Here is a 23,854-nt window from a genome sequence, read left to right as displayed (position 1 = left end):
CCCCTTCCCCCACTTGACACCCCCCAGAAACCCTCGTAATTCACACCATCTCTTAACGGAGAATCAAATTCTTTGCTGGTGGGTCGCCCCCATTGGCAAGACCACCTAATCAGCTGAGGCCCGATCGCTCAAAAGCGTCGGGCTTACGTTGTGAAAAAAGGTTCCGGAACTACGGAACCGCAACGAAAAGGAAAGTGACACGTGGCACGTATTGCCGGCGTAAACATCCCGACCCACAAACGGGTCCCGATCGCCCTGACTTATATCACTGGTATTGGCACGACTTCGGCTGCCGAAATCTGCGAAAGCGTCAAAATTGACGTCACTCGTCGTGTAAACGAACTGAGCGATGCAGAAGTTCTGGCCATCCGCGAGCACATCGATGCGACCTATACCGTTGAAGGTGACCTGCGTCGTGAGACACAGATGAACATCAAGCGTCTGATGGACCTTGGCTGCTATCGCGGTCTGCGTCATCGTCGCAACCTTCCTGTGCGCGGTCAGCGTACACACACCAACGCTCGCACACGCAAAGGCCCTGCAAAGGCCATTGCTGGCAAGAAGAAATAAGGGAGGGTTTGATCAATGGCACGCGAAAAGACTCGTACCAAGAAAAAAGAGCGTAAGAATATTGCGTCGGGCGTAGCCCACGTGAACTCCTCGTTCAACAACACAAAAATCCTGATCTCTGACGTACAGGGCAACGCGATCTCTTGGTCGTCTGCCGGTACCATGGGTTTCAAAGGCTCGCGTAAATCGACGCCTTATGCCGCTCAGATGGCTGCAGAAGATGCAGGCAAAAAAGCACAGGATCACGGCGTCAAAACGCTGGAAGTCGAAGTACAGGGCCCCGGTTCGGGTCGTGAATCGGCTCTGCGCGCTCTGGCTGCTGTCGGCTTCAACATCACCTCGATCCGTGATGTGACCCCGATCGCGCACAACGGCTGTCGTCCGCCGAAGCGCCGTCGCGTCTAAGCACTAATTTACTGTCTGGGGCTGCGCCTTTCGGCACGGCCCCAGTTCGTCATTTTGAAACCTCGGGCGTCTGGTTCTTTTGGACATGAGATCCGGACAAGTATGGAGGGACGTATGATCCACAAAAATTGGGCTGAATTGATCAAGCCGACCCAGCTTGAAGTGAAACCGGGCAATGACCCCGCGCGTCAGGCAACTGTTGTTGCCGAGCCGCTGGAGCGTGGCTTTGGTCTTACGCTGGGCAACGCGCTGCGTCGCGTTCTGATGAGCTCGCTGCAAGGTGCGGCCATCACATCTGTACAGATCGACAACGTTCTGCACGAGTTCTCTTCTGTTGCCGGTGTGCGCGAAGATGTGACTGATGTAATCCTGAACCTCAAAGGCGTGAGCCTGCGGATGGAAGTCGAAGGCCCTAAGCGTCTTTCGATCTCTGCCAAAGGCCCGGGTGCTGTGACTGCCGGTGATATCTCCGACAGCGCGGGCATCGAAGTTCTCAACAAAGACCACGTGATCTGTCACCTCGACGATGGCGCGGACCTTTACGTTGAACTGACCGTCAACACTGGCAAAGGCTATGTGTCGGCAGATAAGAACAAGCCGGAAGACGCGCCTATTGGTCTTATGCCAATCGATGCGATCTACTCGCCTGTGAAAAAAGTGTCTTATGACGTGCAGCCGACCCGTGAAGGTCAGGTGCTGGATTATGACAAACTGACCATGAAGGTTGAAACCGACGGATCCATCACACCAGAAGACGCCGTGGCATTTGCTGCGCGCATTCTGCAGGATCAATTGTCGATCTTCGTGAACTTTGATGAGCCTGAGTCGGCTGGTCGCCAGGAAGAAGACGATGGTCTTGAGTTCAACCCGCTTCTGCTGAAGAAAGTGGACGAGCTGGAACTGTCTGTGCGTTCGGCAAACTGCCTGAAGAACGACAACATCGTTTACATCGGCGATCTGATCCAGAAAACCGAAGCAGAAATGCTGCGCACACCGAACTTCGGCCGCAAATCTTTGAACGAGATCAAAGAAGTGCTGTCGGGCATGGGTCTGCACCTTGGCATGGACGTCGAGGACTGGCCGCCGGACAACATCGAAGATCTGGCCAAGAAGTTCGAAGACAACTTCTAAGAGTTTCGGGCGGGGGCAACCCCGCCCAATTCTACAAATGCCCGGAATTGCCGGGGAATACGTGGGCACATGCCCCAAGGAGAGTAGCTGACACGCATCGGCTGCCGGACAAAGCAAAAACGCAAGTAGGAGAATTGAAATGCGTCACGCTCGTGGTTATCGCCGCCTGAATCGTACACACGAACACCGCAAGGCATTGTTTGCCAACATGGCGGGTTCGTTGATCGAACACGAACAAATCAAAACCACTTTGCCAAAGGCCAAAGAACTGCGCCCGATCATCGAAAAGATGATCACGCTGGCAAAACGTGGTGACCTGCACTCCCGCCGTCAGGCCCGTGCGCGTCTGAAAGAAGATCAATATGTTGCCAAACTCTTTGACATTCTTGGCCCACGTTATGCCGAGCGTCAGGGTGGTTATGTCCGCATCATGAAAGCCGGTTTCCGTTATGGCGACATGGCACCGATGGCGATCATCGAATTTGTTGATCGTGATCTGGACGCGAAAGGCGCAGCTGACAAAGCCCGCGTCGCAGCGGAAGACGTTGCCGAAGATTAAGTTCCGGTTTTTGCCGGTTGTTCAAAGCCCCTGCCATTTGGCGGGGGCTTTTTGCGTTGAGCCAAGGGGCGCCTGTTGGCAAAAAGACATTGCGAGCGCCGGTTGAAATCAGCGCATCTGCTCCGCATATGCTGACAAAAGCAAAAAGGACGCCATCATGATCCGCCCCCTAGCGATTGTTCTTTCAATCGTGCTCGCAGTACCCGCCGTCGCAGAAACCCGCGTGCCTCAGACGCAGGCTGAAATCAGCCTCGGGTTTGCGCCGCTGGTTGCAGAGGCCGCGCCGGCTGTGGTCAACATCTATGCGAAGCAAGTGGTGCAGGCGCAGCAAAGCCCGTTCTCGTCGGATCCGTTTTTCAATCAGTTCTTCCGCAACTTTGGCAATACCGGCCCGCAGGTCAAAAACTCGCTCGGATCCGGCGTGATCTTGTCCGAAGACGGGATCGTCGTGTCCAATTATCACGTTGTGGGAATGTCGACAGACATTCGCGTTCAGCTGAACGATCGCCGGGAATATAAAGCACGGGTTTTGTTGGCGGATGAGGAAAGCGATTTGGCGATCCTGCAGATGGAGGGCGTTGAAAGCTTGCCGTATCTGGAGTTGCGCAACAGTGACAACGTCGAAGTCGGAGAGTTGGTTCTGGCCATTGGCAACCCGTTCGGCGTGGGCCAGACCGTGACTTCGGGCATCGTGTCGGGGTTGGCGCGGTCCGGGATTTCCACGGGAAGCGCGCGCGGGTATTTTTTGCAGACCGATGCAGCGATCAACCCCGGCAACTCGGGCGGGGCGTTGATTGATGTGAATGGTGATCTGGTGGGCATTAACACGTCGATCCTTACGCGGTCCGGCGGATCCAACGGGATCGGCTTTGCGATACCCTCCAAGCTGGTGGGTCAGTTTGTGGATCAGGCACGCGCCGGTTTTGACAGTTTCCAACGACCTTGGGCCGGTATGTTCGGGCAGCCAGTTGACGCAGATATGGCGGACGGTCTTGGCCTTGATCGACCCGGTGGTATCGTCGTGTCGGACATGCACGCGGTCAGCCCGTTTTTGGCTGCTGGATTGGAATCCGGCGATGTGATCCTCGAAGTCGAAGGCCAACCGGTCAACACACCCGCCGAGATGGTTTTCCGTATGTCCGTCGTTGGACTGGGCGAAGCCGCCGAAGTGCTGGTATTTCGAGATGGCGTTCAGAGCATCTATGAAGTGGCTTTGGCGCTGGCCCCTGAAGAGCCGTCGCGCATGACAGTTGAAACCAGCGCGCGCTCTGCCATTCCAGGAATGGTCATGAGTAACATCAACCCTGCGGTTCTGGGGCAGTTCGGTCTGCCGCTGGGCATCACCGGTGTGGTGGTGGAAAAACCCGGTCAGGTTGGTGCGCGATTGGGGCTGACGCCGGGCGATGTGTTGCGGTCTGTTGATGATCAGGACGTGACCACAACCGAGGAGGCAGATCAGGCTTTGCGTGATGCGCGCAAACGCCTTACGTTAGAGGTTCAGCGCGGCACACAACGTGTCGTGATGCGTTTCCGACTCTGAGGGCCATGGCCGACCTTTTTGACATTCCGAACTCCGCTGATCAGACCGGCAATGCGAGCGCAGGCGAAAGCTCGGCACCTCGCCCGTTGGCAGATCTTTTGCGTCCGCGATCTCTTGGTGAGGTCATAGGGCAGGAGCAGGTGCTTGGCCCTGAGGCGCCTTTGGGCGTGATGTTGGCATCCGGCTCGCTGTCTTCGTTGGTATTTTGGGGGCCGCCCGGCGTGGGCAAGACCACCATTGCGCGCCTGCTGGCGGATGAAACGGATCTGCATTTTGTGCAGATTAGCGCAATTTTTACCGGCGTGCCGGAACTGCGCAAAATGTTTGAGGCAGCCAAAGTGCGTCGCGGCAATGGCAAAGGCACGTTGCTGTTTGTGGACGAGATCCACCGGTTCAACAAAGCGCAGCAAGACGGGTTTTTACCCTATATGGAAGACGGCACGATCCTTTTGGTTGGCGCCACCACCGAAAACCCGTCGTTTGAGCTTAATGCCGCTGTTCTGAGCCGCTCACAGGTTCTGGTACTTGAGCGCCTAGGCCTCGCGGATCTCGAACGGCTCGCTCAACGGGCCGAGCGCGAATTGGACCGTGGCATACCTTTGGACGGCTTGGCGCGCGAAGCGCTCTTGGAAATGGCTGACGGGGACGGGCGTGCGCTGCTGAATTTGATCGAACAGGTCATGGCGTGGCGTGTGGACGGCAAGCTGGACACAGACGCATTGTCGACGCGACTTATGCGGCGCGCGGCGAAATACGACAAATCCGGCGACGAGCATTACAATCTAATTTCGGCGCTGCACAAATCAGTGCGCGGATCAGATCCTGATGCGGCGCTTTATTGGTTTTCGCGCATGTTGGAAGGCGGAGAAGATCCCCGTTTTTTGGCGCGGCGTATTACGCGGATGGCGTGTGAGGACATTGCCTTGGCTGACCCGCAGGCGCAAAGCGTGTGCCTGAATGCTTGGGAGACATATGAGCGACTGGGCAGCCCGGAAGGTGAATTGGCATTGGCGCAAGCGGTGATCTATCTGGCGCTCGCGCCGAAAACCAATGCGGGTTACATGGCGTACAAGGCGGCGCGGGCGTTGGCCAAAAAAACCGGATCCGAACCACCGCCCAAGCATATTCTGAACGCGCCAACCAGTTTGATGGCGGATCAGGGCTATGGTGATGGATATGAATATGATCACAACGCCGAAGGTGGATTTTCCGGGCAAAACTATTTCCCTGAAGGGGTTAAACGGCCGGTTCTTTACAGTCCGGTGGAGCGCGGGTTTGAGCGTGAATTGAAGCGGCGGCTCGATTTTTTCACGACGCAGCGATTAAAGAAGAAGTAGGCGCCAGATGATCCTGAACGTGGCATATGTGGCTTTGGGCGGCGCGGTTGGCGCTGCATTGCGGTATCTTGTGGGGCTCAGCGTCGTGCGAACCTTGGGGCCGGGTGCTGTGTCCGGGTTCCCGGTGGCCATCATCACAGTGAACATCATCGGATCGTTTCTGATGGGCGTTTTTGTCGTGGCTGCTGCCAATCGCGGGCTGACCCACCTTTCGCCACTTGTCATGACTGGCCTATTGGGCGGTTTCACGACCTTTTCTGCGTTTTCATTGGAAACTGTGACGCTGATTGAGCGTGGACAATGGGGCGCTGCTGGTGTTTATGTCGCGCTTTCCGTTGTTGGGTCGGTGGGAGCGCTGTTTTTGGGCGTTCTTGTCGCACGTGGAGTTTTTGCATGAGCCGGGTTCAGACTATTACAATCGAGGATAACGATGCAGACCAGCGGCTGGACCGCTGGTTCAAGCGTGTGTTTCCTCATGTTGGCCAAGGCCGCGTCGAAAAGATGTGCCGCAAGGGCGAGATCCGCGTCAACGGTGGACGAGTGAAAGCCTCGACCCGACTGGAAGCAGGCAATGAAGTGCGTATTCCGCCGATGCCTGCGCCCGGGGAGTTGCCTCCGCGGCCGGTAACGATGCGCGTCACGGACAAAGACGCCAAAATGATCCGCGATTGCGTGATCTACAAAGACGACCACGTGATTGCGTTGAACAAGCCGCCGGGTTTGCCGACGCAGGGCGGCAGCAAACAAACCAAACATGTGGATGGCCTTGCAGAGGCGCTGCGGTTTGATTTGGACGAAAAACCGCGATTGGTGCACCGATTGGACAAAGACACGTCAGGTGTTTTGTTGCTGGCGCGGACGCGGCCTGCGGCGCAAGCGTTGACGGCGGCGCTGCGTCACAGAGAGACCCGCAAGATTTACTGGGCCGTGGTGGCTGGTGTGCCTGTGCCGTATCTTGGCGAGATCAAATACGGTCTTGTCAAAGCGGGAGGTCATGGCGCACGCGGTGAAGGCGAAAAGATGCACGCGGTACATCCGCGCGAAATCAACAGCACGCCCGGAGCAAAGCGGGCGCATACGCAATATGCCACGCTTTATCGGGTGGCGAGTCGCGCCAGCTGGGTGGCTATGGAGCCTTTGACAGGCCGCACCCACCAATTGCGTGTGCATATGGCAGAGATCGGTCACCCGATCATTGGTGACGGAAAATACGGTGGGTCTGGCCAGGAAAATCTTGGCGATGGCTGGGGTGCAAAGCTGGGTGGGATTATTTCCAACAAGCTGCACCTGCACGCCCGCACGATGTCATTTGAGCACCCTGAAACCCGCAAGACCATCACTGTGCATGCGGATCTGCCCGAGCATATGGCGCTCACGTGGGACACCTTTGGATGGACTGCTGATCTGGCGGCTGAAGACCCTTTTGAGGAATTGCGCTGACGCCTCTTCGTGTTGGGCGAATTCCCCAAAGTCGAGGGCACGCCGGCCCCGTTTCGGAATCTCATTGAATTCTGCAGCCACTCTTATGAACTCGCTTATTCCAGTGGGGCATATACTGGCTGAGCTTGACGTCGGTCCTTTTGCGTGGTGAAGCATCGCCAAGCAAAAGGACGACAGATGCGGCTCAAACTGGTGATATTTGACGTGGACGGCACACTGGTGGACAGCCAGGCGGACATTCTGGGATCGATGCGCGGAGCGTTTGAGGGGCAGGGCATGCTGTCGCCGTCGTGCGCAGAAATACTGGGTATCGTCGGGTTGTCACTTGATGTGGCGATGTCCAAGCTCGCGCCCAATGCGGATGCGGCCACATGCGCATCTTTGGTCGAAGGTTACAAACAAACGTATATGCGTCGCCGCGAAGCAATTGGCACCAAGGAAAGCTCGCCGCTTTATCCGGGCGCGATGGCGACGCTGGACCGGCTGAAGGCGCGTGATGATGTATTGTTGGGCGTGGCGACCGGAAAATCGCGGCGCGGGTTGGACAAGTTGATCGAGGGGCATGCACTGGACGGGTATTTCCTTACTCGGCAAGTGGCGGATGACCATCCGTCTAAGCCACATCCATCGATGATCCTGACTGCTATGTCTGAAATGGGTATTGACGCCTGCGATGCGGTAATGATCGGCGATACTTCTTATGATATGGACATGGCGCAGTCCGCCGGGGTGCCGGGATTGGGCGTGAGTTGGGGATATCACCCGGCCAGTGCCCTGACAGCTGCACACCAAATTATTGATGATTTCCCGGCGCTGGACAAAGCGTTGGAACGGATGTTCGGAGAGTTGACATGAGCGGTTGGGCAAAGAAACGATTTTGGAAAGAAGCCTCGATAGAAGAATCCGGCGAAGGCTTCGGTATCTTGCTTGACGGCCGACCGGTGAAGACGCCAGCCAAAGCGCCTTTGACGTTGCCGACGCGGCCAATGGCCGAGGCTGTTGCGGCGGAATGGGCTGCGCAGGAAGAAAAAATCGACCCCACAACCATGCCGGTGACACGCTCAGCCAATGCTGCGATTGACAAAGTGACGATCCAGTACGGCGAAGTGGCGGACATGCTGGCGGAATATGGCGGCACGGATTTGCTGTGTTATCGCGCCACTGCGCCTGAGGCATTGATCGCGCGGCAGGCGGAAAGTTGGGATCCGATCCTTGACTGGGCTGCGCAGGAATTCGGGGCGCGGCTGGTGGCAGTGGCTGGTGTGATGCACCACGCGCAGGATGCCAGCGCATTAGAGAAACTGCGCACCGAGGTGCACAAGCTGTCGGTCTTTGAAATGGCTGCTTTTCATGACCTTGTCGGCATTTCGGGGTCACTGATTCTCGGGTTTGCCGCGCTGCGCGAGCTGCATGACGCGGACGAAATCTGGCGCCTGTCGCGTGTTGATGAGCAGTGGCAGGAAGAACAGTGGGGCGTTGACGAAGACGCATCCAAGGAGGCGCGGGTCAAATATGAGGCGTTCCTGCACGCAAATCGCTTTTATAAACTGGCAAATATTTAGCAGATTAACCTTTTTTGCAGGTGGTTTGTGCGGCATTCACCCACCGATTGAATCCCGTGATGGGCCTCTTGACGTTTGGCGATGAATGCGCCCAAACTGTGCCATGATGTAAATGGGGTGTAATCCTTAAACATCTAAAGGGCCGGGAGTGGCCTACTAAAACCGCCTCGCAAAGGGGCGGGTAATCAGGAAGAGGTAAAAATGAAAAAATCCGTATTCTTTGGTGCGCTGACTGTTGCTGGCCTTGCGGCTGGTGCTGCGGCTGCTGGCACGCTGGATGACGTGAAAGCACGCGGCAAGCTGAACTGTGGTGTGACCACCGGTTTGGTTGGTTTTGCTGCACCAGACGCGAACGGCGAATGGATGGGCTTTGACGTTGGCATTTGCCGCGCAGTTGCCGCCGCTGTTTTGGGTGACCCGAAAGCTGTTGAATTCGTGCCGACCACCGGCAAGACCCGCTTTACTGCGCTGGCGTCTGGCGAAATCGACGTGCTGGCACGCAACACCACATGGACATTCTCGCGCGACGTGGACCTGAAGTTCACATTCGTAGGCGTGAACTACTATGATGGTCAGGGCTTCATGGTTCCAAAAGATCTGGGTGTTTCCTCAGCTAAGGAACTGGACGGCGCAACTGTGTGTATCCAGACTGGTACAACTACAGAGCTGAACTTGGCGGACTTCTTCCGTTCCAACAACATCAGCTATGAGCCAGTGCCAATCGAAACCAACGCTGAAGCACAGCAGCAGTACCTGTCAGGTGCTTGCGACGTGTACACAACGGATGCTTCCGGTCTGGCCGCTACGCGTGCCACATTCGAAGATCCAGCTGGTCACGTTCTGCTGCCAGAAATTATCTCCAAAGAGCCTCTCGGCCCACTGGTTCGTCACGGCGACGACAACTGGGGTGACGTAGTTCGTTGGTCTCTCAACGCTCTGGTAACAGCTGAAGAGCTGGGTGTGACGTCTGCAAACATCGGTGAGATGGCTGCTGGCACCAACAACCCAGAAGTTAACCGCCTGCTGGGCACCGAAGGCACTCTGGGCGAAATGCTCGGTCTGGACGCCGGTTGGGCCAAAGCAGCCATTATGGCTGGCGGCAACTATGGTGAGCTGTTTGAAGGTAACATCGGTGAGTCCACTCCGATCGGTCTGGCCCGTGGCCTGAACGCTCAGTGGACAAACGGCGGCCTGATCTACTCGCCTCCTTTCCGCTAAACACTTCACGGAAAGGGCGCGGTACACACCGCGCCCTTTTCGCATTTACGACCCACAACAATAATCGGCCACGGCGCATCCATGACGCCACCAATAATAGGCTGAGTAACGGGGAAAATCCTTCATGACCACTTTGACCGACCCTCCTAAGGAGTCGTTCCGGCTGTCTATGCTGCTTAATGACACGCGCTACCGCTCGCTGACGTTTCAGGCGGTCGCGGCTATCGCATTGGCATTGGCAATCTGGTATCTGGGCAACAACCTGATCCAGAACCTGCGTGCCGCCGGACTCAACATATCATACTCTTTTCTTGGTGACTCCGCTGGCTATGACATCAACCAGCGTTTGATCGAATACGACAGCCAGTCTTCGCACGCGCGTGCGGCCCTTGTCGGGCTTCTCAACACGCTGTTGGTGGCCTTTCTGGCTTGTATCACCGCAACTGTTTTTGGCGTGATCGCCGGCGTACTGCGTCTGTCCAACAACTGGATCGTGTCCAAACTGATGGCCGTGTATGTGGAAATTTTCCGCAACATTCCGGTGCTTATCTGGATCATCATCATCTTTACAATCATGACCGCAGTCATGCCGGGTCCACGGGAATTCCGTGGTGACACCCCGACAGCGAGCATGGCGTTGGATCTTTTCGCCTTCACCAACCGAGGCGTTTATACGCCGATGCCATTCTTTGAGAATGGTTTGTTTGGAAGTGCGACGTTGAACTGGGTGCTGGTTCTGCTGGTGGCTGTCGGCTCTTGGTATGCAACTCGCGCTGTGAACACGCGTGCTACGAACACTCAGGCCGAGACCGGTGTACGTCCAAACACGCTTTGGACCAATCTGGCGATCTGGCTGGTTCCGTTCATCGCTTTGATGTTCATCATGGGTCTTGCTTGGGAAGTGCCTGAGCTAAAGGGCTTTAACTTCAAAGGCGGCATCAAGATCGGTGGACCACTGATTGCACTTTGGTTCGCATTGTCGATCTACACCGGCGCCTTTATCGCGGAAAACGTGCGAGCGGGTATTCAGGCTGTGTCTAAAGGCCAAACCGAAGCGGCTTCGGCTCTTGGATTGCGTCCGAACAAAGTGATGAACCTCGTGATCCTCCCTCAGGCACTTAGGGTGATTATCCCGCCGCTGATCTCGCAGTATCTCAACATCACCAAGAACTCATCATTGGCGATTGCTGTGGGTTATGCGGATATCACCGCGACGCTTGGTGGCATCACGTTGAACCAAACCGGTCGCGCGATTGAATGCGTGCTTTTGCTGATGCTGTTCTATCTCACCGCGTCGTTGCTCATCTCTATGGCGATGAACGTGTACAACGCATCCGTTAAGCTGGAGGAGCGTTGAGATGGCTGATCAAGACAAAAACTCAATTGCCTTTGTGTCAACCGAAGTCATTCCGGAAAGCCCGCCGCCGGCGCGTGAAACCGGTGTGGTTAAGTGGATGCGGGAGAACTTGTTCTCTTCCGTATCCAACGGTGTTTTGACGGTTCTTGCGCTGCTTCTTATCTACGGGGCGCTGTCCAGCACGTTGCCATGGATCATGAATGGCCTTTGGACAACATCATCGTTGGCAGAATGTCGCGAAATCCTTGCCGGTAAATCCGGCGCGTGTTTCTCGGTTCTGACAGAACGCTGGCACCAGTTGATTTACGGCTTCAAATATCCGAGCGAAGAGTACTGGCGCCCAAACCTTACGCTTTTGCTGATGCTGGTTGCGATTGCGCCTGTGCTGTTCTTTGACTTGCCACGCAAACTGTTGATCTTCACCGGTTTGTTCCCTTTCATCGCTTTCTGGCTGATCTGGGGTGGCACAATTCTTGCTCCGCTGGTTGCGTTGGTGGGCTTTGTTGCGGCAGGTGCATTCTTCCAGAGGTTCGGACGCTCAAGCTTTGCGGTTGGTTTCTTTGGGGCGATTGTGATTGCTCTGGTCGTTTGGTCGATTGGCGGCAGTCTCATCCCTGATGGGGCCTCTGATAACGCAATGCTGCCTGCAGTGCCGTCCCGTGATCTGGGTGGGTTCATGCTGAACATGATGCTGGGCCTAACCTGTGTGTCACTGTCGGTACCGTTGGGCATTGCGCTGGCGCTTGGACGGCAGTCAAATATGCCGTTGATCAAGGGCATCTGCGTTGTCTTCATCGAATTTGTGCGGGGTGTGCCACTGATTACGCTGCTGTTTGTGGCGTCGGTCATGTTGTCCTACTTCTTCCCGCCGGATGCGACAGTGGATCTGTTCTTGCGCGTTGTGATCATGATCACACTCTTCTCGTCTGCCTATATTGCCGAGGTTGTGCGTGGTGGTCTCGCGGCGTTGCCAAAGGGGCAGTATGAAGCTGCGGACAGCCTTGGGCTCGATTACCCACAGGCGATGCGTCTTATCATTCTGCCACAAGCGTTGAAGATCTCGATCCCGGGCATCGTCAACGTGGCAGTGGGCCTGTTCAAGGATACAACGCTGGTGTCGGTCATTTCGATGTTCGACCTTGTTGGAATGATCCGCGGGCCGGTTCTGGCATCGACTGAATGGAACGGCGTCTACTGGGAGCTCTTCGGCTTTGCCGCGCTCCTGTTCTTCGTCGTCTGCTATGGTATCTCACAATATTCACAGTGGCTCGAGCGCAAGCTCCACAAAGGCCACTAAGGAGGGGTTCACAATATGTCTGAACTTATCACAGAACGTCAAATCGACCGATCCAAGATGCAAGTCTCTGATGAGGTCGCTATCAGGATCTCGAACATGAACAAGTGGTACGGCTCGTTCCACGTGTTGCGAGATATCAACCTCACGGTGAACGAGGGTGAACGCATTGTTATTGCAGGGCCTTCCGGGTCGGGGAAGTCAACGCTCATCCGCTGTATCAACCGTCTGGAGGAACATCAGTCCGGTGACATCGTGGTCGACGGGATCGAGCTGACAAGCGATCTTAAAAACATCGACAAGGTCCGCTCTGAGGTTGGCATGTGCTTTCAGCACTTCAACCTGTTCCCGCACCTGACTGTGCTTGAAAACCTGACGCTTGCTCCGATTTGGGTGCGCAAAACACCCAAGAAAGAAGCCGAAGAGATCGCGATGCACTTCCTTGAGAAGGTCAAGATCCCCGAGCAGGCAGGCAAGTATCCCGGCCAGTTGTCCGGTGGTCAGCAGCAGCGTGTGGCGATTGCCCGCTCGCTGTGCATGAAGCCGCGGATCATGTTGTTTGACGAGCCGACCTCAGCACTTGATCCCGAGATGATCAAAGAGGTTTTGGACACTATGATCGAACTCGCGGAAGAGGGCATGACCATGCTTTGCGTGACTCACGAGATGGGCTTTGCCCGTCAGGTTGCGAACCGCGTGATCTTTATGGACCAAGGCCAGATCGTTGAACAAAACGAGCCGGAAGAGTTCTTCAACAACCCGAAGAGCGAGCGCACACAGCTGTTCCTGAGCCAGATTTTGGGTCACTAAGACGCGTGTCTCAAAGAGTTAAAGAGGCCGCGGTGGAAACACCGCGGCCTTTGTTGTTAGGTACGGTGCAGTATTTGCGTTGAAAGGGTAGGCCATGACGAAGACGATTTTGATCACCGGGGCGACAGATGGGATCGGGTATGAAACCGCCAAGTTGCTGGTATCTGAAGGTCACAGGGTTCTGGTGCATGGGCGCAGTGCCGAAAAACTGGGTCGGGTGACGCAAGACCTTGTTGTTAAGGGCTATCGCGCGGATCTTTCATCGTTTTCCGACACCGCCGCGTTCGCGCAGGCGATGAATGCGGACTTCGGCACGATTGATGTATTGATCAACAACGCAGGCGTGCTCAAAACGCCGAAAGCACAAACCGCCGACGGATTGGACGTGCGGTTTGTGGTGAATACACTGACGCCATATCTACTGACGTGCGCGCTGTTGGATCAGATGCCGCCGGATGGCCGGGTGGTGAATTTGTCGTCAGCCGCGCAGGCGCCCGTGGATCTGGCGGCAATGAGGGGCCAGCGGGAACTTAGCGCAATGGAGGCTTATGCGCAGAGCAAGCTGGCGATCACGATTTGGAGCCGCGAATTGGCAGTAGAGTTGCCAAACGGGCCCTTGGTGGTGGCGGTCAACCCCGGGAGCTTGCTGGCCTCTAAAATGGTCAAGGAAGGGTTCGGCGTGGCCGGAAATGACCTAAGCATTGGCGCCGAAATTTTGCGGCAGGCGGCGCTTTCTGACACCTTTTTGGGCAAGTCAGGAGCATATTTTGACAATGATTCCGGCCGCTTCGCCGATCCGCATCGTGACGCGCTGAACACCGAGAAATCGGCAGCAGTCTATGCCGAGATCAAAGCGCTGGTGGCGCAGTATGGCGGGTAGAAGTGGTTAGTCGCCAGTGCTGTTCAAAAGGTCGCGTGGAACCTTAAAGTCGATGGCTTCGGCTTGGCCAAACTGCACCTCTTGCCACGAGGCGGCGTCGAAACGAAAGATCGTTGTCGCGTTTGTTGGATAGTCAAAAAATCGAGGATGGTCAGGGCGTTGGCGGGCCAGAAGCTCCGCGAAATGGCCTATCCCCGGATTGTGTCCGAGCATTAGAACGGTGGTGCCAGTTGCCGCGTGCAAGTGCCGCAACATGGTGTCTGCACCCGCATGATAGAGCGCGTCCTCAAAGCGCGTGTTCGCGACACTTAGACCAAGGCGAGCGAAGGTTTCGCGGGTGCGTTCCGCAGTCGAGCACAGCAGTTGATCCGGTAGGATTTCATTTTCGACCAGCCATGCCCCGATTGCGTTGGCCGAGGCCCGACCGCGTTTGTTAAGCGGGCGGTCGTGGTCTGATTGCAGCGGGTCATCCCAGCTTGATTTGGCATGGCGCATCAGGATCAGGGTGAGGCTCATGGATGGAAGGCTTTCATATGTAAGGCGGATTGGGCGTTGGTGCGGGCTGCACCCACGCTAAGCGGGCAAGCACGGCGGGCGATGCAGCCGCGCGCCATACAGCCCGCTCCGTCAGATGTGTCGAGAAAATCATGACAGGCTGAAAGGTTATAGGGCGCTTCCGCGCTTAGTGCTGAGACTGGGCAGGCGGTGGTGCAAGGGGCGGAGCAAGTGTTGCAGGGAGACGTCCCTGTGGGCGCTGGCAAGAGGATTTCCTGTCTAAGATGCAGCGCGCCCCGTAGAGACACCATCAGGCCAACCGTGTTATGCACCATCACGCCAACCGGGCTTTGAAAGAAGCGACCAGTGTTCAAAGCCCACGAGATAAACGGTGGGTATGGTGGGCCGTCAGAGGGAAAAGAACATTCCGCGGCAATCGGTTGGGCAATCTCACCCACAACGCGCTTGGACCAGCGGTCCACTGGATTTGGCGCGGCATCGAGGTGTTCAGGAGCTTGGGAAAACACAGGCCAGAAATCCGCTCCGGTGCCAAGTAGAACGATTGTGCCAACTTTGTCGTCTGCAGAATACGCCGCGCGAGGGTGCAATGCGCCCATCACAATCAAGCCGCGATTTTTGGCCTGTTTGGCTATCTCGGCGTAACTCATTTGCGGCCGAACGGCAGAAGAAAGCTCCAGCCGAGACGGGTTGGGCGCTTGTCTTGCCATGCCAATCCGATAGTCATCTTATCATGTCCTTCGCGGGGTTGCGCAACATAGGTTCCGAGCGTTCGGTCCCAGATTGATAAAGCAAACCCATAGTTGCTGTCGTGTTCGTCCCGATGCACGGAATGATGCACACGGTGCATGTCCGGTGTGACCAACGCAAGGCGCATGATGCGGTCCAAGGCAATCGGCAGGCGAATATTGGAATGCGTGAAAAGCGCGGTCGCGTTCAGAAGGATTTCAAAGATGAGCACTGCCAACGGTGGGGCGCCAAGCGCGTAGACAAGGCCGACCTTGAGGCCCATGGACAACGCAATTTCCACCGGATGAAATCGGATGGCCGTGGTGACGTCCAGGTCCGGATCGGCGTGGTGCACCCTGTGCAGACGCCAGAGCAAGGGCACCTTGTGGGTGACCAGATGTTGCAGCCAGATGGCGAAATCCATGACCAGCACGGCCAGAATTAAACCAAGCCAATCAGGCAGTTGGATCTGGTTGAAGAGACCCCACCCTCGGGATTGCGCATCGAGTGCAGCGCCGATAGCGAGCAGTGGCAGCGCCACAGCAACCAGCCGTAACGTCAGCGTGTTGAGCAGAGAAAAACCCCAGTTTGTCAGCCAGCGACGCGGGCGGGACCACCGCAGCTTGCGACGGGGGAGCAGGCGTTCGGCGATGGCCAAAAGGACAAAGAGACCGAGGAAAACCAGCAGGCGGATCAGAAGGTCATCAGACATTGAAAACTCCACAAGACATCTTCAATGTATTCTGTTTTGAGAATATGTGAAGGGCGCGGTTTAATCCGCGCGGATCATCGAGCCTGCGCCGTGTTCGGTGAACAGCTCCAAAAGGCAGGCGTTGGGGGCGCGGCCGTCGAGGATGACCACAGCGCGCACGCCTTTGTCGATGGCGTTCAACGCGGTTTCCGTCTTTGGGATCATACCGCCGGCAATGACGCCTTCGTCCGTCAGGTCTTTGATTTTCTGCGCTTTTAGCTCTGTCAAAATTTCACCGGCCTCGTTCTTCACGCCTTCCACATCCGTCAACAAAAGCAGGCGGTCGGCTTGTAGAGCGCCTGCGATCGCGCCAGCAGCGGTGTCACCGTTGACGTTGAAGGTTTCGCCGTTGCGGCCAGCGCCCAGAGGCGCGATGACAGGAATGGTGTCATTGGCAAAAAGATCGGTCAGGACGGTGGCATCCATGTCCGAAGGTGTGCCAACAAAACCCAGTTCCGGATCGGTTTGGTCGCAGATCATCAAGTTGGCATCTTTGCCTGACAGGCCAACAGCTTTGCCGCCCTGACGGTTGATTGCCTGCACGATGCGCTTGTTGACGGCGCCAGAGAGTACCATCTCGACCACCTCGACGGTTGCTGCGTCGGTGACACGCTTGCCGTTCACAAAATCTGATTTGATTTCAAGACGTTCCAGCATCGCGTTGATCATCGGACCGCCGCCATGCACGATCACAGGGTTGATGCCGACATGACGCATCAGAACCACATCGCGGGCGAAATCTTCCATGGCTTCGTCGCTGCCCATGGCGTGGCCGCCAAGCTTGATCACGACGATCGCGCCTGCGTAGCGCTGCAAGTAAGGCAGGGCCTGAGAGAGTGTGCGGGCAGTTGCGATCCAATCGCGGTTCATGTCTTGCTTCTTCATGTCTGGGACCTCTTCTGGAGGCCGTTGTTACCCGCTTGGCAGGAGCCTGCCAAGGGTGGGGCGGGCAGATCATGGAGAATCGTGGTTAATCACCTTGTTTTTCGGGATTTCACCCGTCTGCATAACGTCGGTATTGCGTTGGTGCGATTTGGTGCCGAAATTGAGCTAACGGATCGCGCGTTGCGCAACGGGCAAAACCTTTGGCAAGCTGGTCGGCGTGTGCAGCTGCGCCCACCGAGGCGGACGCAGCCTTTCGGTCAGAAACCTTCGAGGACGATCTTGCCTTTGGCTGTGCCGCTTTCGATCAGGGCGTGCACTTGCTTGAGCGTCTCGGCATCAATCTTGCCGGCCACGTCGGTCAAGGTGGTGCGCAATTTGCCCGCATCGACCAGATCCGCCACTTCGTTCAGCAGATCGCGCTGTGCGTCCATGTCGGCGGTGCCAAACAGAGAGCGGGTGAACATCATTTCCCAATGCAGCGAGATAGCCTTGAGCTTGAGCGGCATGGCGTTCAGCGTGGCGGGATCGTCGATCAGGCCAAAGCGGCCTTGAGGTGCGATAAGCTCGATGATGTCGTCAAAATGCGCATCGGTCATGGTGGTGGAAAACACATAGCCTGGGGCGCCAAGACCAAGGGCCGCAACTTGCGGTGCAATAGCTTCGCGGTGATCGATCACGTGATGCGCACCCAGGTCTTTGACCCACGCCTGCGTTTCGGGACGCGACGCGGTGGCGATGACCGTCATGTCGGTCAGTGCCCGCAGCAGTTGGATGGTAATCGAGCCGACGCCACCTGCGCCACCAATCACGAGGATTGTGTTGCTGCCCTCAGGCGTTGCGTCGCGAACCTTCAGGCGGTCAAACAGCATCTCATATGCGGTGATGGCCGTGAGTGGCAGAGCCGCGGCTTCGGCGTCGGTCAGCGTGGTCGGTTTGCGGCCAACGATGCGTTCATCCACCAGATGAAATTCGCTGTTGGTGCCTGCGCGCGCAATGGATCCTGCGTAAAACACCGCGTCGCCCAGTTTGTAGTAGGTGGCGTCGGGGCCGACGGCCTCGACCACACCAGCGGCGTCATATCCCAGCAATCCGAATTCGGCGTCTGCTGCCAATGGACGCTGACGGACTTTGGTGTCTACGGGGTTCACTGACACGGCGTTGATTTTGACAAGAATGTCACGGCCGGTGGGGGTGGGTTTGTCCAGAGTGATGTCGATCAGGCTGTCGGGGCGGTCAATCGGACCTGCGGCTTTGAAAACGACGGCTTTCATGGGGTGTTCCTTTTTTGAGTGGGGAGCAGAGTGGCCAACGGTGGGGACGACCCAAGCCTAGTTAGTCGATCTTGGTCATTTCATTTAACACGAAGCTGTCCACGGCGCCGTCGGTGGCGGCCATATACGCGGCGAGGTGCGGGGCATTCATGTGGGTTTGCCACAGTTCGCGGCTTTCCCAGTTTTCATAAAACACGAAGAGGCCCGGATTTTCGTTGTCCTGATGCAGGTCGTAGTTGATGCAGCCTTTTTCGGCGCGGGTGATGTCGATCAGCTTTTTCAATTCAGCCTCGACAAGGGCTTCTTTTCCGGCGGCAGCGGTGATTTGGGCAAGAATGGTGAGGGACATGACAATCTCCGAGAGGGTGTAAATTTGTTGTGTCGCTCTTATGTGTGAGTCGCGACAATTTAAGCAAGTACGCACCTTTTGGACATATAGGGGCCAAAAGGATACCGTGACCGCGATTGCGAGGAAGAAATGAACCGGTTTGAAGATTATGACTGTAGCGGCGGATGCCCAGTTGAAGGCGCGCTGGAACAGATTTCGGGCAAGTGGAAAGGGCTGGTGATTTATCACCTGCTGGGGGGCACGCTGCGGTTCAATGAATTGAGCCGACGTTTGGGAACTGTGACGCAACGCACGCTGACAAAGCAACTGCGCGAACTGGAAGACGTCGGAATACTTCATCGCGAGGTTTTTGCGGTGGTGCCGCCGAAGGTCGAATATTCGCTGACAGAGAAAGGCCGCAAACTGGAGGATGTCGTTGTGGGATTGCACGCGTGGGGGCGGGAGTTTCCATCACGCAAAGTTCCGCTCTCGCCGCAAACCAGCGCCTAGGGCCGCCGCGAATTAGAACGTCACGAGGCGTGCAATTTGCGCAGGGCGTATCTGAGATCACCTTGCAGGGTGACAAAATCGCGCTGGTCAGTTTCGTCTTTGCGGCCGATCAGGACATAGTCCCAGCCGGGTTTGCCAAATTCGGGCAACATCAGGCGGGCCACTTCGCGCATGCGCCGCTTGGCGCGGTTGCGGGCGACGGCGTTGCCAACTTTCTTGGAACAGGTATAGCCGATGCGGATCGCGAGAGGATCAACGTCTTCGGTGTCGCGGCGTTTGCGAGCCTGCACCATCATCGCCTTGGTGCCCTGTTTACGGGCGCGGGCGGCGGCGAGGAAATCGCTGCGCTTTTTGATGACCTCAAGACGAACGGAAACCGCCGGAGACTCGCTCCCTTGGTTGGCTGGGCCATCCTTGGGGGTCTCCGGCGGTGTCATTCCGTCAAAACGGTCGGTGAGCTTATGCGCTCAGCGACTTACGACCGCGTGCGCGGCGTGCGTTCAGGATCTTGCGGCCGGCTTTGGTGGCCATGCGCGAACGAAAACCGTGGCGCCGTTTACGAACGAGGTTCGATGGTTGGTAGGTGCGTTTCATCGCTCCGTCTCCGATTGTGTGTGTGCTGGGCTCCGGCGACAGATTCGCGGTGCCCGTTCTATTGGAAGCCCGGTCAATAGACCTGTGGGCGGGATAAGTCAAACGGGTGATGGCGGTTTTGTGTCAAAAAGACAAGCGTCGGCAGGGATAATCCGCGTTTGACAGATTTGGGGCCTGATAACATTTCAAAATCGGCATTTGGAGGCGTGAAATCCGGCTGCGAAGCGGTCAATTGTTACGCTTCGCGCGCCATTCGTCACGAAACGCCCCGTCACGATCAAGCGCCCGTGAGGTCCCTGTTGTTTTGGCAGTCACTGCCGCATGTTTAAGGCAAGCAACAAGAAGAGGCCGGATGTGGCTGATATGACAAATACCGAGACACCCCCTAAATCAGGTTTGGCACGGTTGTTGCCATTGGCGGTGATAGGCGTTGTGGCGCTGGTCGGCGCATGGCTGTTGGGGGATTACCTGACGTTTGAGGCGTTGCGGGACAATCGCGAAATGCTGATTGCCTATCGTGATGCGAATTATTGGGCGGCGGTGGCGGCATTCATGACGGTTTACGTAATGATTGCGGGGTTTTCGCTGCCGGGCGCAACGATTGCGACGTTGGCGGGCGGGTTCTTGTTCGGCACCTTTCCCGGAGTTCTTTATAACGTTGGTGCGGCGACGATGGGCGCGACGATTGTGTTTCTGGCCGCGCGTTGGGGGCTTGGAGAGAAGTTGTCGGCGAAGATGGATGCCAGCGAAGGGCGCATCAAGGCGATCAAGGCAGGCATTGACGAGAATCAGTGGTCGATGCTGTTCATCATCCGGCTTGTGCCATTGGTGCCGTTTTTTGTCGCCAACTTGATCCCTGCGTTGGTTGGGGTGTCTTTGTGGCGCTATGTGGTGTCGACTTTTGTGGGCATCATTCCGGGCGGGTTGGTTTATACCTCGGTCGGGGCAGGGTTGGGCGAAGTGTTTGCCCGTGGCGAGACGCCGAACCTAGGCATTATCTTTGAGCCGCATGTGTTGTTGCCGATTCTCGGGTTGGCGGCATTGTCGGTGTTGCCGGTGGCATTGAAATATATTCGCGGCAAGGAAGCGATCTGATGGACGAAATCAAATGTGATTTGCTGGTGATTGGCGCCGGCTCTGGTGGGCTGTCTGTTGCTGCGGGGGCCAGCCAGATGGGGGCCAGTGTGGTTCTGTTGGAAGGCCACGAGATGGGTGGCGATTGTCTTAACTTTGGCTGTGTGCCGAGTAAGGCGCTGATCGCGAGCGCCAAGGCAGCGCATGGGCAGTCGACAAGCGCGCAGTATGGCGTGGCCGATCAGGTGCCGCAGGTGGATTACGCGGCGGCCAAGGCGCATGTGAAAGACGTGATAGCCCAGATCGAGCCGATGGACAGCCAAGAGCGGTTCGAAGGGTTCGGCGTGCGGGTGATCCGTGAATTTGGAACATTTGTCAGTCCGCGCGTTGTGGAAGCCGGCGATCACCGCATCACCGCGCGGCGGTTGATTGTCGCAACAGGGTCCAGCCCGCTGGTGCCGCCGATCCCGGGCTTGGACAGCGTGCCTTACCTGACCAACGAGACGCTGTTTGATCTGACCGAGACGCCGGAGCATCTTTTGATCATTGGTGGTGGGCCGATTGGCATGGAAATGGCGCAAGCGCATCAGCGGTTGGGCATCAAGACCACCGTTATTGAGGGCGCCAAAGCGCTGGGTCGAGATGATCCGGAAATGGCGGCGATTGTGTTGGACAATCTGGAGGCCGAAGGCGTGGAGATCGCCGAAGACGCGCTGGCCAAGCAGATCAGCGGTGCGGCCGGCAAGATCACCGTGGAAACGCAGGACGGGCGTAGTTTTGTTGGCTCACACTTGTTGGTGGCCGTCGGGCGCAAGGCCAATATGGAGCGGCTGAACCTTGAGGCCGCAGGAATTGAGACCACGCGCACGGGCATCAAGGTGGACGCGAGCCTGAAGACCACCAACAAGCGGGTCTATGCGATTGGCGATGTGGCGGGCGGCGCGCAGTTTACCCATGTGGCGGGTTATCAGGCCGGGGTGATCATCCGATCCGCGCTGTTTGGACTACCGGCCAAGGCGCGCACAGATCACATCCCATATGCGACCTATACCGATCCCGAGTTGGCGCAGATTGGTCCAACCGAAGCTGAGGCGCGCGAAATTTATGGGGAAAAGGTGACGGTGGTGCGGTTTGACATCGGGCACAACGACCGCCTGATTGCTGAACGTAAAGCCAAGGGGTTGATCAAGGCGATGGTCGTTAAAGGCCGTCCCGTGGGCGTGTCGATTGCTGGCCCACAGGCGGGTGAGTTGATCAATCTTTGGGCCCTGGTGATCGCCAATAAGCTCAAGATGAGCGCGGTTGCAGGCATGGTGTCGCCCTATCCCACGGTAGGAGAAATCAACAAGCGGGTTGCAGGGGCCTATTTCTCTCCCCAACTGTTTGATAATCCTAAGGTCAAACGGGTGGTCGGCTTGGTTCAACGCTGGCTACCGTAATCGCCGAAATGTAAAGGGCGGGCACAGATGCTCAACACACTTTCAGGTCGTTTCCTGATCCTGACCATCGTCTTCGTGATGCTGGCGGAAGTGTTGATCTTTGTGCCGTCGATTGCGCGGTTCCGTCAGGATTATCTGTTGAGTCGTCTGGAGCGGGCCCAAATCGCGTCGCTGGCGTTGCTGGCGGATGACATGATCGACATGGACCTCGAAGAGGAACTGTTGCGCAATGCCGAGGTCTATAACGTCGTATTGCGCCGCAACGAGGTGCGGCAGTTGATGTTGTCGAGCCCGATCCCCAACCCGATTGCAGCGACTTATGACATGCGCGACCCAACTGCGGGTATGTTGATTCGCGATGCCATGATGCAGCTTTTAGACCGCGAGGACAGGGTGATCCGTGTGATTGGTGCGCCTGTTCTGGAGGCCGGATTGCTGATCGAGGTGACGATGGGCACCAAAGGGTTGCGCATGGCGATGGTGGATTACGGCGTGCGTGTTCTGGTGCTGTCGGCGGTGATTTCCGCCTTTACCGCGTTTTTGCTGTTCATCGCTGTGCGGGCCATTCTGGTGAAGCCGATCAAAGGCGTCGTCGGCTATATGCAAAGCTATGCGGCCGCGCCGGAGGATGCGCGACGGATCATTCAGCCAACGGCTGGCGTGCGCGAATTGCGGGAAGCCGAGGAGGCCTTGCAGACCTTGCAGACCGAGTTAACCGCCTCGCTCAAACAAAAAGAGCGGTTGGCGCAGCTGGGCGGTGCGGTGGCCAAGGTGAGCCATGATTTGCGCAATATCCTGACCTCGGCGCAGTTGTTTACGGATCGTATTGAAACCAGCGAAGATCCGTTGGTGAGCCGTCTTGCGCCGAAATTGGTGGGATCAATCACGCGGGCGGTGAACCTGTGTGAAAGCACGCTGGCCTTTGGCAAAGCCGAAGAGCCGCCGCCCAAGCTGTCGCAGGTGATGTTGGCAGATCTGGTGAGCGATGTTGTGGACAGCGAGCGGCTGGCGGTAGCGGAGTTCGATCTGAGCTTTGCTGAAGACATTCCCGCCGGACTTGCGGTTCGGGCGGACTCCGAGCAGCTGTTTCGGGTGATTTCCAATCTTGTGCGCAATGCACGGCAGGCGATTGTCGCATCGGGGCAGGCGGCGGAGATCGCGGTTGCTGCGCGCGAGGATGATGACGCTTGGTTCATCGAAGTGCGAGACACGGGTCCGGGCCTGCCACCTAAGGCACAAGAACATCTGTTCACACCGTTTCAGGGCGGAACGCGTAAAGGCGGCTCTGGACTCGGTCTGGCGATTTCGGCGGAACTGGTGCGCGGCCACGGTGGGAATTTGATGCTGAAAGAGACTGGACCGGCGGGAACCTGCTTTGAAATCTGCTTGCCCAAAGGCGATGTGGCGGCAATCTGATTTTTCTTTCGTTTTGCCCTTGCGCTTGTCCGGTGTAGGCTCTAAATCCCCCTCACCGCGCTCTGGTAGCTCAGCTGGATAGAGTACCTGACTACGAATCAGGGGGTCGGGGGTTCGAATCCTCCCCAGAGCGCCATTACTTCAGCTAACTCATTGGTATCGCTTCAGCTTTTAGCCATTGCTAGAAGGCGTAGACCGTGTCGCGCCGTTCACCTTTGTCAAAGAGGGTGTTTTCTACTTC

The 23,854-nt window shown here is 56.8% G+C and carries 27 protein-coding genes and 1 tRNA gene; 20 read left to right on the top strand and 8 right to left on the bottom strand.

What is annotated here, in order from left to right; genetic code table 11:
• The first annotated feature begins 201 nt into the window (after nucleotides 1-201).
• The 15 genes from rpsM (at nucleotide 202) to SHIM_RS14875 (ending at nucleotide 14,103) form a co-directional block, all read left to right on the top strand.
• Entirely contained in the window at nucleotides 202-570 is a 369-nt protein-coding gene (gene rpsM / locus SHIM_RS14945) for a 30S ribosomal protein S13 (RefSeq protein ID WP_054003481.1), read from the top strand.
• Between the two features lie 15 nt (nucleotides 571-585).
• Nucleotides 586-975, top strand: coding sequence for a 30S ribosomal protein S11 (gene rpsK, locus SHIM_RS14940; protein ID WP_054003480.1), 390 nt, complete (start codon nucleotides 586-588; stop codon nucleotides 973-975).
• A gap of 114 nt (nucleotides 976-1,089) precedes the next feature.
• Nucleotides 1,090-2,106, top strand: coding sequence for a DNA-directed RNA polymerase subunit alpha (locus SHIM_RS14935; RefSeq protein ID WP_054003479.1), 1,017 nt, complete (start codon nucleotides 1,090-1,092; stop codon nucleotides 2,104-2,106).
• 139 nt (nucleotides 2,107-2,245) lie between these two features.
• On the top strand, nucleotides 2,246-2,665 hold the full coding sequence (gene rplQ, locus SHIM_RS14930; protein WP_054003478.1) for a 50S ribosomal protein L17: 420 nt from the start codon (nucleotides 2,246-2,248) through the stop codon (nucleotides 2,663-2,665).
• Nucleotides 2,666-2,822: 157 nt separating this feature from the next.
• Nucleotides 2,823-4,205 carry a trypsin-like peptidase domain-containing protein gene (locus tag SHIM_RS14925; RefSeq protein ID WP_054003477.1) on the top strand — a complete coding sequence of 461 codons (1,383 nt, stop codon included), beginning with the start codon at nucleotides 2,823-2,825 and terminating at the stop codon, nucleotides 4,203-4,205.
• Nucleotides 4,206-4,210: 5 nt separating this feature from the next.
• Nucleotides 4,211-5,542, top strand: coding sequence for a replication-associated recombination protein A (locus tag SHIM_RS14920; RefSeq protein WP_054003476.1), 1,332 nt, complete (start codon nucleotides 4,211-4,213; stop codon nucleotides 5,540-5,542).
• 7 nt (nucleotides 5,543-5,549) lie between these two features.
• Nucleotides 5,550-5,939: a fluoride efflux transporter CrcB gene (gene crcB / locus SHIM_RS14915; RefSeq protein ID WP_054003475.1), complete on the top strand. Its 390-nt coding sequence runs from the start codon at nucleotides 5,550-5,552 to the stop codon at nucleotides 5,937-5,939.
• The gene (locus SHIM_RS14910; protein ID WP_054003474.1) at nucleotides 5,936-6,982 is read left to right on the top strand and encodes an RluA family pseudouridine synthase; all 1,047 of its coding nucleotides are present in this window, start codon (nucleotides 5,936-5,938) and stop codon (nucleotides 6,980-6,982) included. The genes crcB and SHIM_RS14910 overlap by 4 nt, the downstream gene beginning before the upstream one ends.
• A 177-nt stretch (nucleotides 6,983-7,159) precedes the next feature.
• Nucleotides 7,160-7,837, top strand: a complete 678-nt coding sequence (locus tag SHIM_RS14905) for an HAD-IA family hydrolase (RefSeq protein ID WP_054003473.1) — start codon at nucleotides 7,160-7,162, stop codon at nucleotides 7,835-7,837.
• Complete coding sequence (locus SHIM_RS14900) at nucleotides 7,834-8,544, top strand: ATP12 family chaperone protein (RefSeq protein WP_054003472.1); 711 nt, start codon at nucleotides 7,834-7,836, stop codon at nucleotides 8,542-8,544. Before SHIM_RS14905 ends, SHIM_RS14900 begins: the two co-directional genes overlap by 4 nt.
• 201 nt (nucleotides 8,545-8,745) lie before the next feature.
• Nucleotides 8,746-9,762, top strand: a complete 1,017-nt coding sequence (locus tag SHIM_RS14895; RefSeq protein WP_054003471.1) for an amino acid ABC transporter substrate-binding protein — start codon at nucleotides 8,746-8,748, stop codon at nucleotides 9,760-9,762.
• Nucleotides 9,763-9,886: 124 nt separating this feature from the next.
• Nucleotides 9,887-11,119, top strand: coding sequence for an amino acid ABC transporter permease (locus SHIM_RS14890; protein WP_054003470.1), 1,233 nt, complete (start codon nucleotides 9,887-9,889; stop codon nucleotides 11,117-11,119).
• Between the two features lies 1 nt (nucleotide 11,120).
• Nucleotides 11,121-12,416, top strand: coding sequence for an amino acid ABC transporter permease (locus SHIM_RS14885; protein WP_054003469.1), 1,296 nt, complete (start codon nucleotides 11,121-11,123; stop codon nucleotides 12,414-12,416).
• Nucleotides 12,417-12,431: 15 nt separating this feature from the next.
• Nucleotides 12,432-13,223: an amino acid ABC transporter ATP-binding protein gene (locus SHIM_RS14880; RefSeq protein WP_054003468.1), complete on the top strand. Its 792-nt coding sequence runs from the start codon at nucleotides 12,432-12,434 to the stop codon at nucleotides 13,221-13,223.
• A gap of 94 nt (nucleotides 13,224-13,317) precedes the next feature.
• Complete coding sequence (locus tag SHIM_RS14875) at nucleotides 13,318-14,103, top strand: SDR family NAD(P)-dependent oxidoreductase (protein ID WP_054003467.1); 786 nt, start codon at nucleotides 13,318-13,320, stop codon at nucleotides 14,101-14,103.
• A gap of 6 nt (nucleotides 14,104-14,109) precedes the next feature.
• Here SHIM_RS14875 and SHIM_RS14870 read toward each other — a convergent pair whose 3' ends face one another.
• The 6 genes from SHIM_RS14870 to SHIM_RS14845 all read right to left on the bottom strand — a co-directional run bounded on the left by SHIM_RS14870 (nucleotide 14,110) and on the right by SHIM_RS14845 (nucleotide 18,601).
• Nucleotides 14,110-14,619 (bottom strand): SixA phosphatase family protein, encoded by a 510-nt coding sequence (locus SHIM_RS14870; RefSeq protein ID WP_054003466.1) that lies wholly within the window; start codon nucleotides 14,617-14,619, stop codon nucleotides 14,110-14,112.
• Nucleotides 14,616-15,266, bottom strand: coding sequence for a hypothetical protein (locus SHIM_RS14865; protein ID WP_054003465.1), 651 nt, complete (start codon nucleotides 15,264-15,266; stop codon nucleotides 14,616-14,618). The genes SHIM_RS14870 and SHIM_RS14865 overlap by 4 nt, the downstream gene beginning before the upstream one ends.
• Nucleotides 15,263-16,057 carry a sterol desaturase family protein gene (locus SHIM_RS14860; RefSeq protein ID WP_054003464.1) on the bottom strand — a complete coding sequence of 265 codons (795 nt, stop codon included), beginning with the start codon at nucleotides 16,055-16,057 and terminating at the stop codon, nucleotides 15,263-15,265. The genes SHIM_RS14865 and SHIM_RS14860 overlap by 4 nt, the downstream gene beginning before the upstream one ends.
• A gap of 60 nt (nucleotides 16,058-16,117) precedes the next feature.
• On the bottom strand, nucleotides 16,118-16,981 hold the full coding sequence (gene argB / locus SHIM_RS14855) for an acetylglutamate kinase (protein WP_054003463.1): 864 nt from the start codon (nucleotides 16,979-16,981) through the stop codon (nucleotides 16,118-16,120).
• A 257-nt stretch (nucleotides 16,982-17,238) separates the two neighbouring features.
• Nucleotides 17,239-18,252, bottom strand: a complete 1,014-nt coding sequence (locus SHIM_RS14850; RefSeq protein WP_054003462.1) for a zinc-binding alcohol dehydrogenase family protein — start codon at nucleotides 18,250-18,252, stop codon at nucleotides 17,239-17,241.
• Nucleotides 18,253-18,313: 61 nt separating this feature from the next.
• Nucleotides 18,314-18,601 carry a putative quinol monooxygenase gene (locus tag SHIM_RS14845; protein WP_054003461.1) on the bottom strand — a complete coding sequence of 96 codons (288 nt, stop codon included), beginning with the start codon at nucleotides 18,599-18,601 and terminating at the stop codon, nucleotides 18,314-18,316.
• A gap of 129 nt (nucleotides 18,602-18,730) precedes the next feature.
• Between SHIM_RS14845 and SHIM_RS14840 the strand changes: the two genes are divergently transcribed.
• Complete coding sequence (locus tag SHIM_RS14840; protein WP_054003460.1) at nucleotides 18,731-19,090, top strand: winged helix-turn-helix transcriptional regulator; 360 nt, start codon at nucleotides 18,731-18,733, stop codon at nucleotides 19,088-19,090.
• A gap of 20 nt (nucleotides 19,091-19,110) precedes the next feature.
• Here SHIM_RS14840 and rnpA read toward each other — a convergent pair whose 3' ends face one another.
• Nucleotides 19,111-19,527, bottom strand: a complete 417-nt coding sequence (rnpA, locus tag SHIM_RS14835) for a ribonuclease P protein component (protein WP_054003459.1) — start codon at nucleotides 19,525-19,527, stop codon at nucleotides 19,111-19,113.
• 22 nt (nucleotides 19,528-19,549) lie between these two features.
• Nucleotides 19,550-19,684 carry a 50S ribosomal protein L34 gene (gene rpmH / locus SHIM_RS20025; RefSeq protein WP_048599009.1) on the bottom strand — a complete coding sequence of 45 codons (135 nt, stop codon included), beginning with the start codon at nucleotides 19,682-19,684 and terminating at the stop codon, nucleotides 19,550-19,552.
• A gap of 363 nt (nucleotides 19,685-20,047) precedes the next feature.
• Here rpmH and SHIM_RS14830 point away from each other — a divergent pair, with 363 nt between their 5' ends.
• The 4 genes from SHIM_RS14830 to SHIM_RS14815 all read left to right on the top strand — a co-directional run bounded on the left by SHIM_RS14830 (nucleotide 20,048) and on the right by SHIM_RS14815 (nucleotide 23,749).
• Nucleotides 20,048-20,779, top strand: a complete 732-nt coding sequence (locus SHIM_RS14830) for a TVP38/TMEM64 family protein (RefSeq protein WP_193749936.1) — start codon at nucleotides 20,048-20,050, stop codon at nucleotides 20,777-20,779.
• On the top strand, nucleotides 20,779-22,197 hold the full coding sequence (locus SHIM_RS14825; protein WP_054003458.1) for a dihydrolipoyl dehydrogenase family protein: 1,419 nt from the start codon (nucleotides 20,779-20,781) through the stop codon (nucleotides 22,195-22,197). Before SHIM_RS14830 ends, SHIM_RS14825 begins: the two co-directional genes overlap by 1 nt.
• A 27-nt stretch (nucleotides 22,198-22,224) precedes the next feature.
• Entirely contained in the window at nucleotides 22,225-23,613 is a 1,389-nt protein-coding gene (locus SHIM_RS14820; protein ID WP_054003457.1) for a sensor histidine kinase, read from the top strand.
• Between the two features lie 59 nt (nucleotides 23,614-23,672).
• Nucleotides 23,673-23,749 (top strand) — tRNA-Arg (locus SHIM_RS14815).
• Nucleotides 23,750-23,854: the final 105 nt, after the last annotated feature.

It is taken from the genome of Shimia sp. SK013 (assembly GCF_001292625.1).
Classification (GTDB): Bacteria; Pseudomonadota; Alphaproteobacteria; order Rhodobacterales; family Rhodobacteraceae; genus Shimia.
This window is presented reverse-complemented; position numbering and strand designations above follow the sequence as displayed.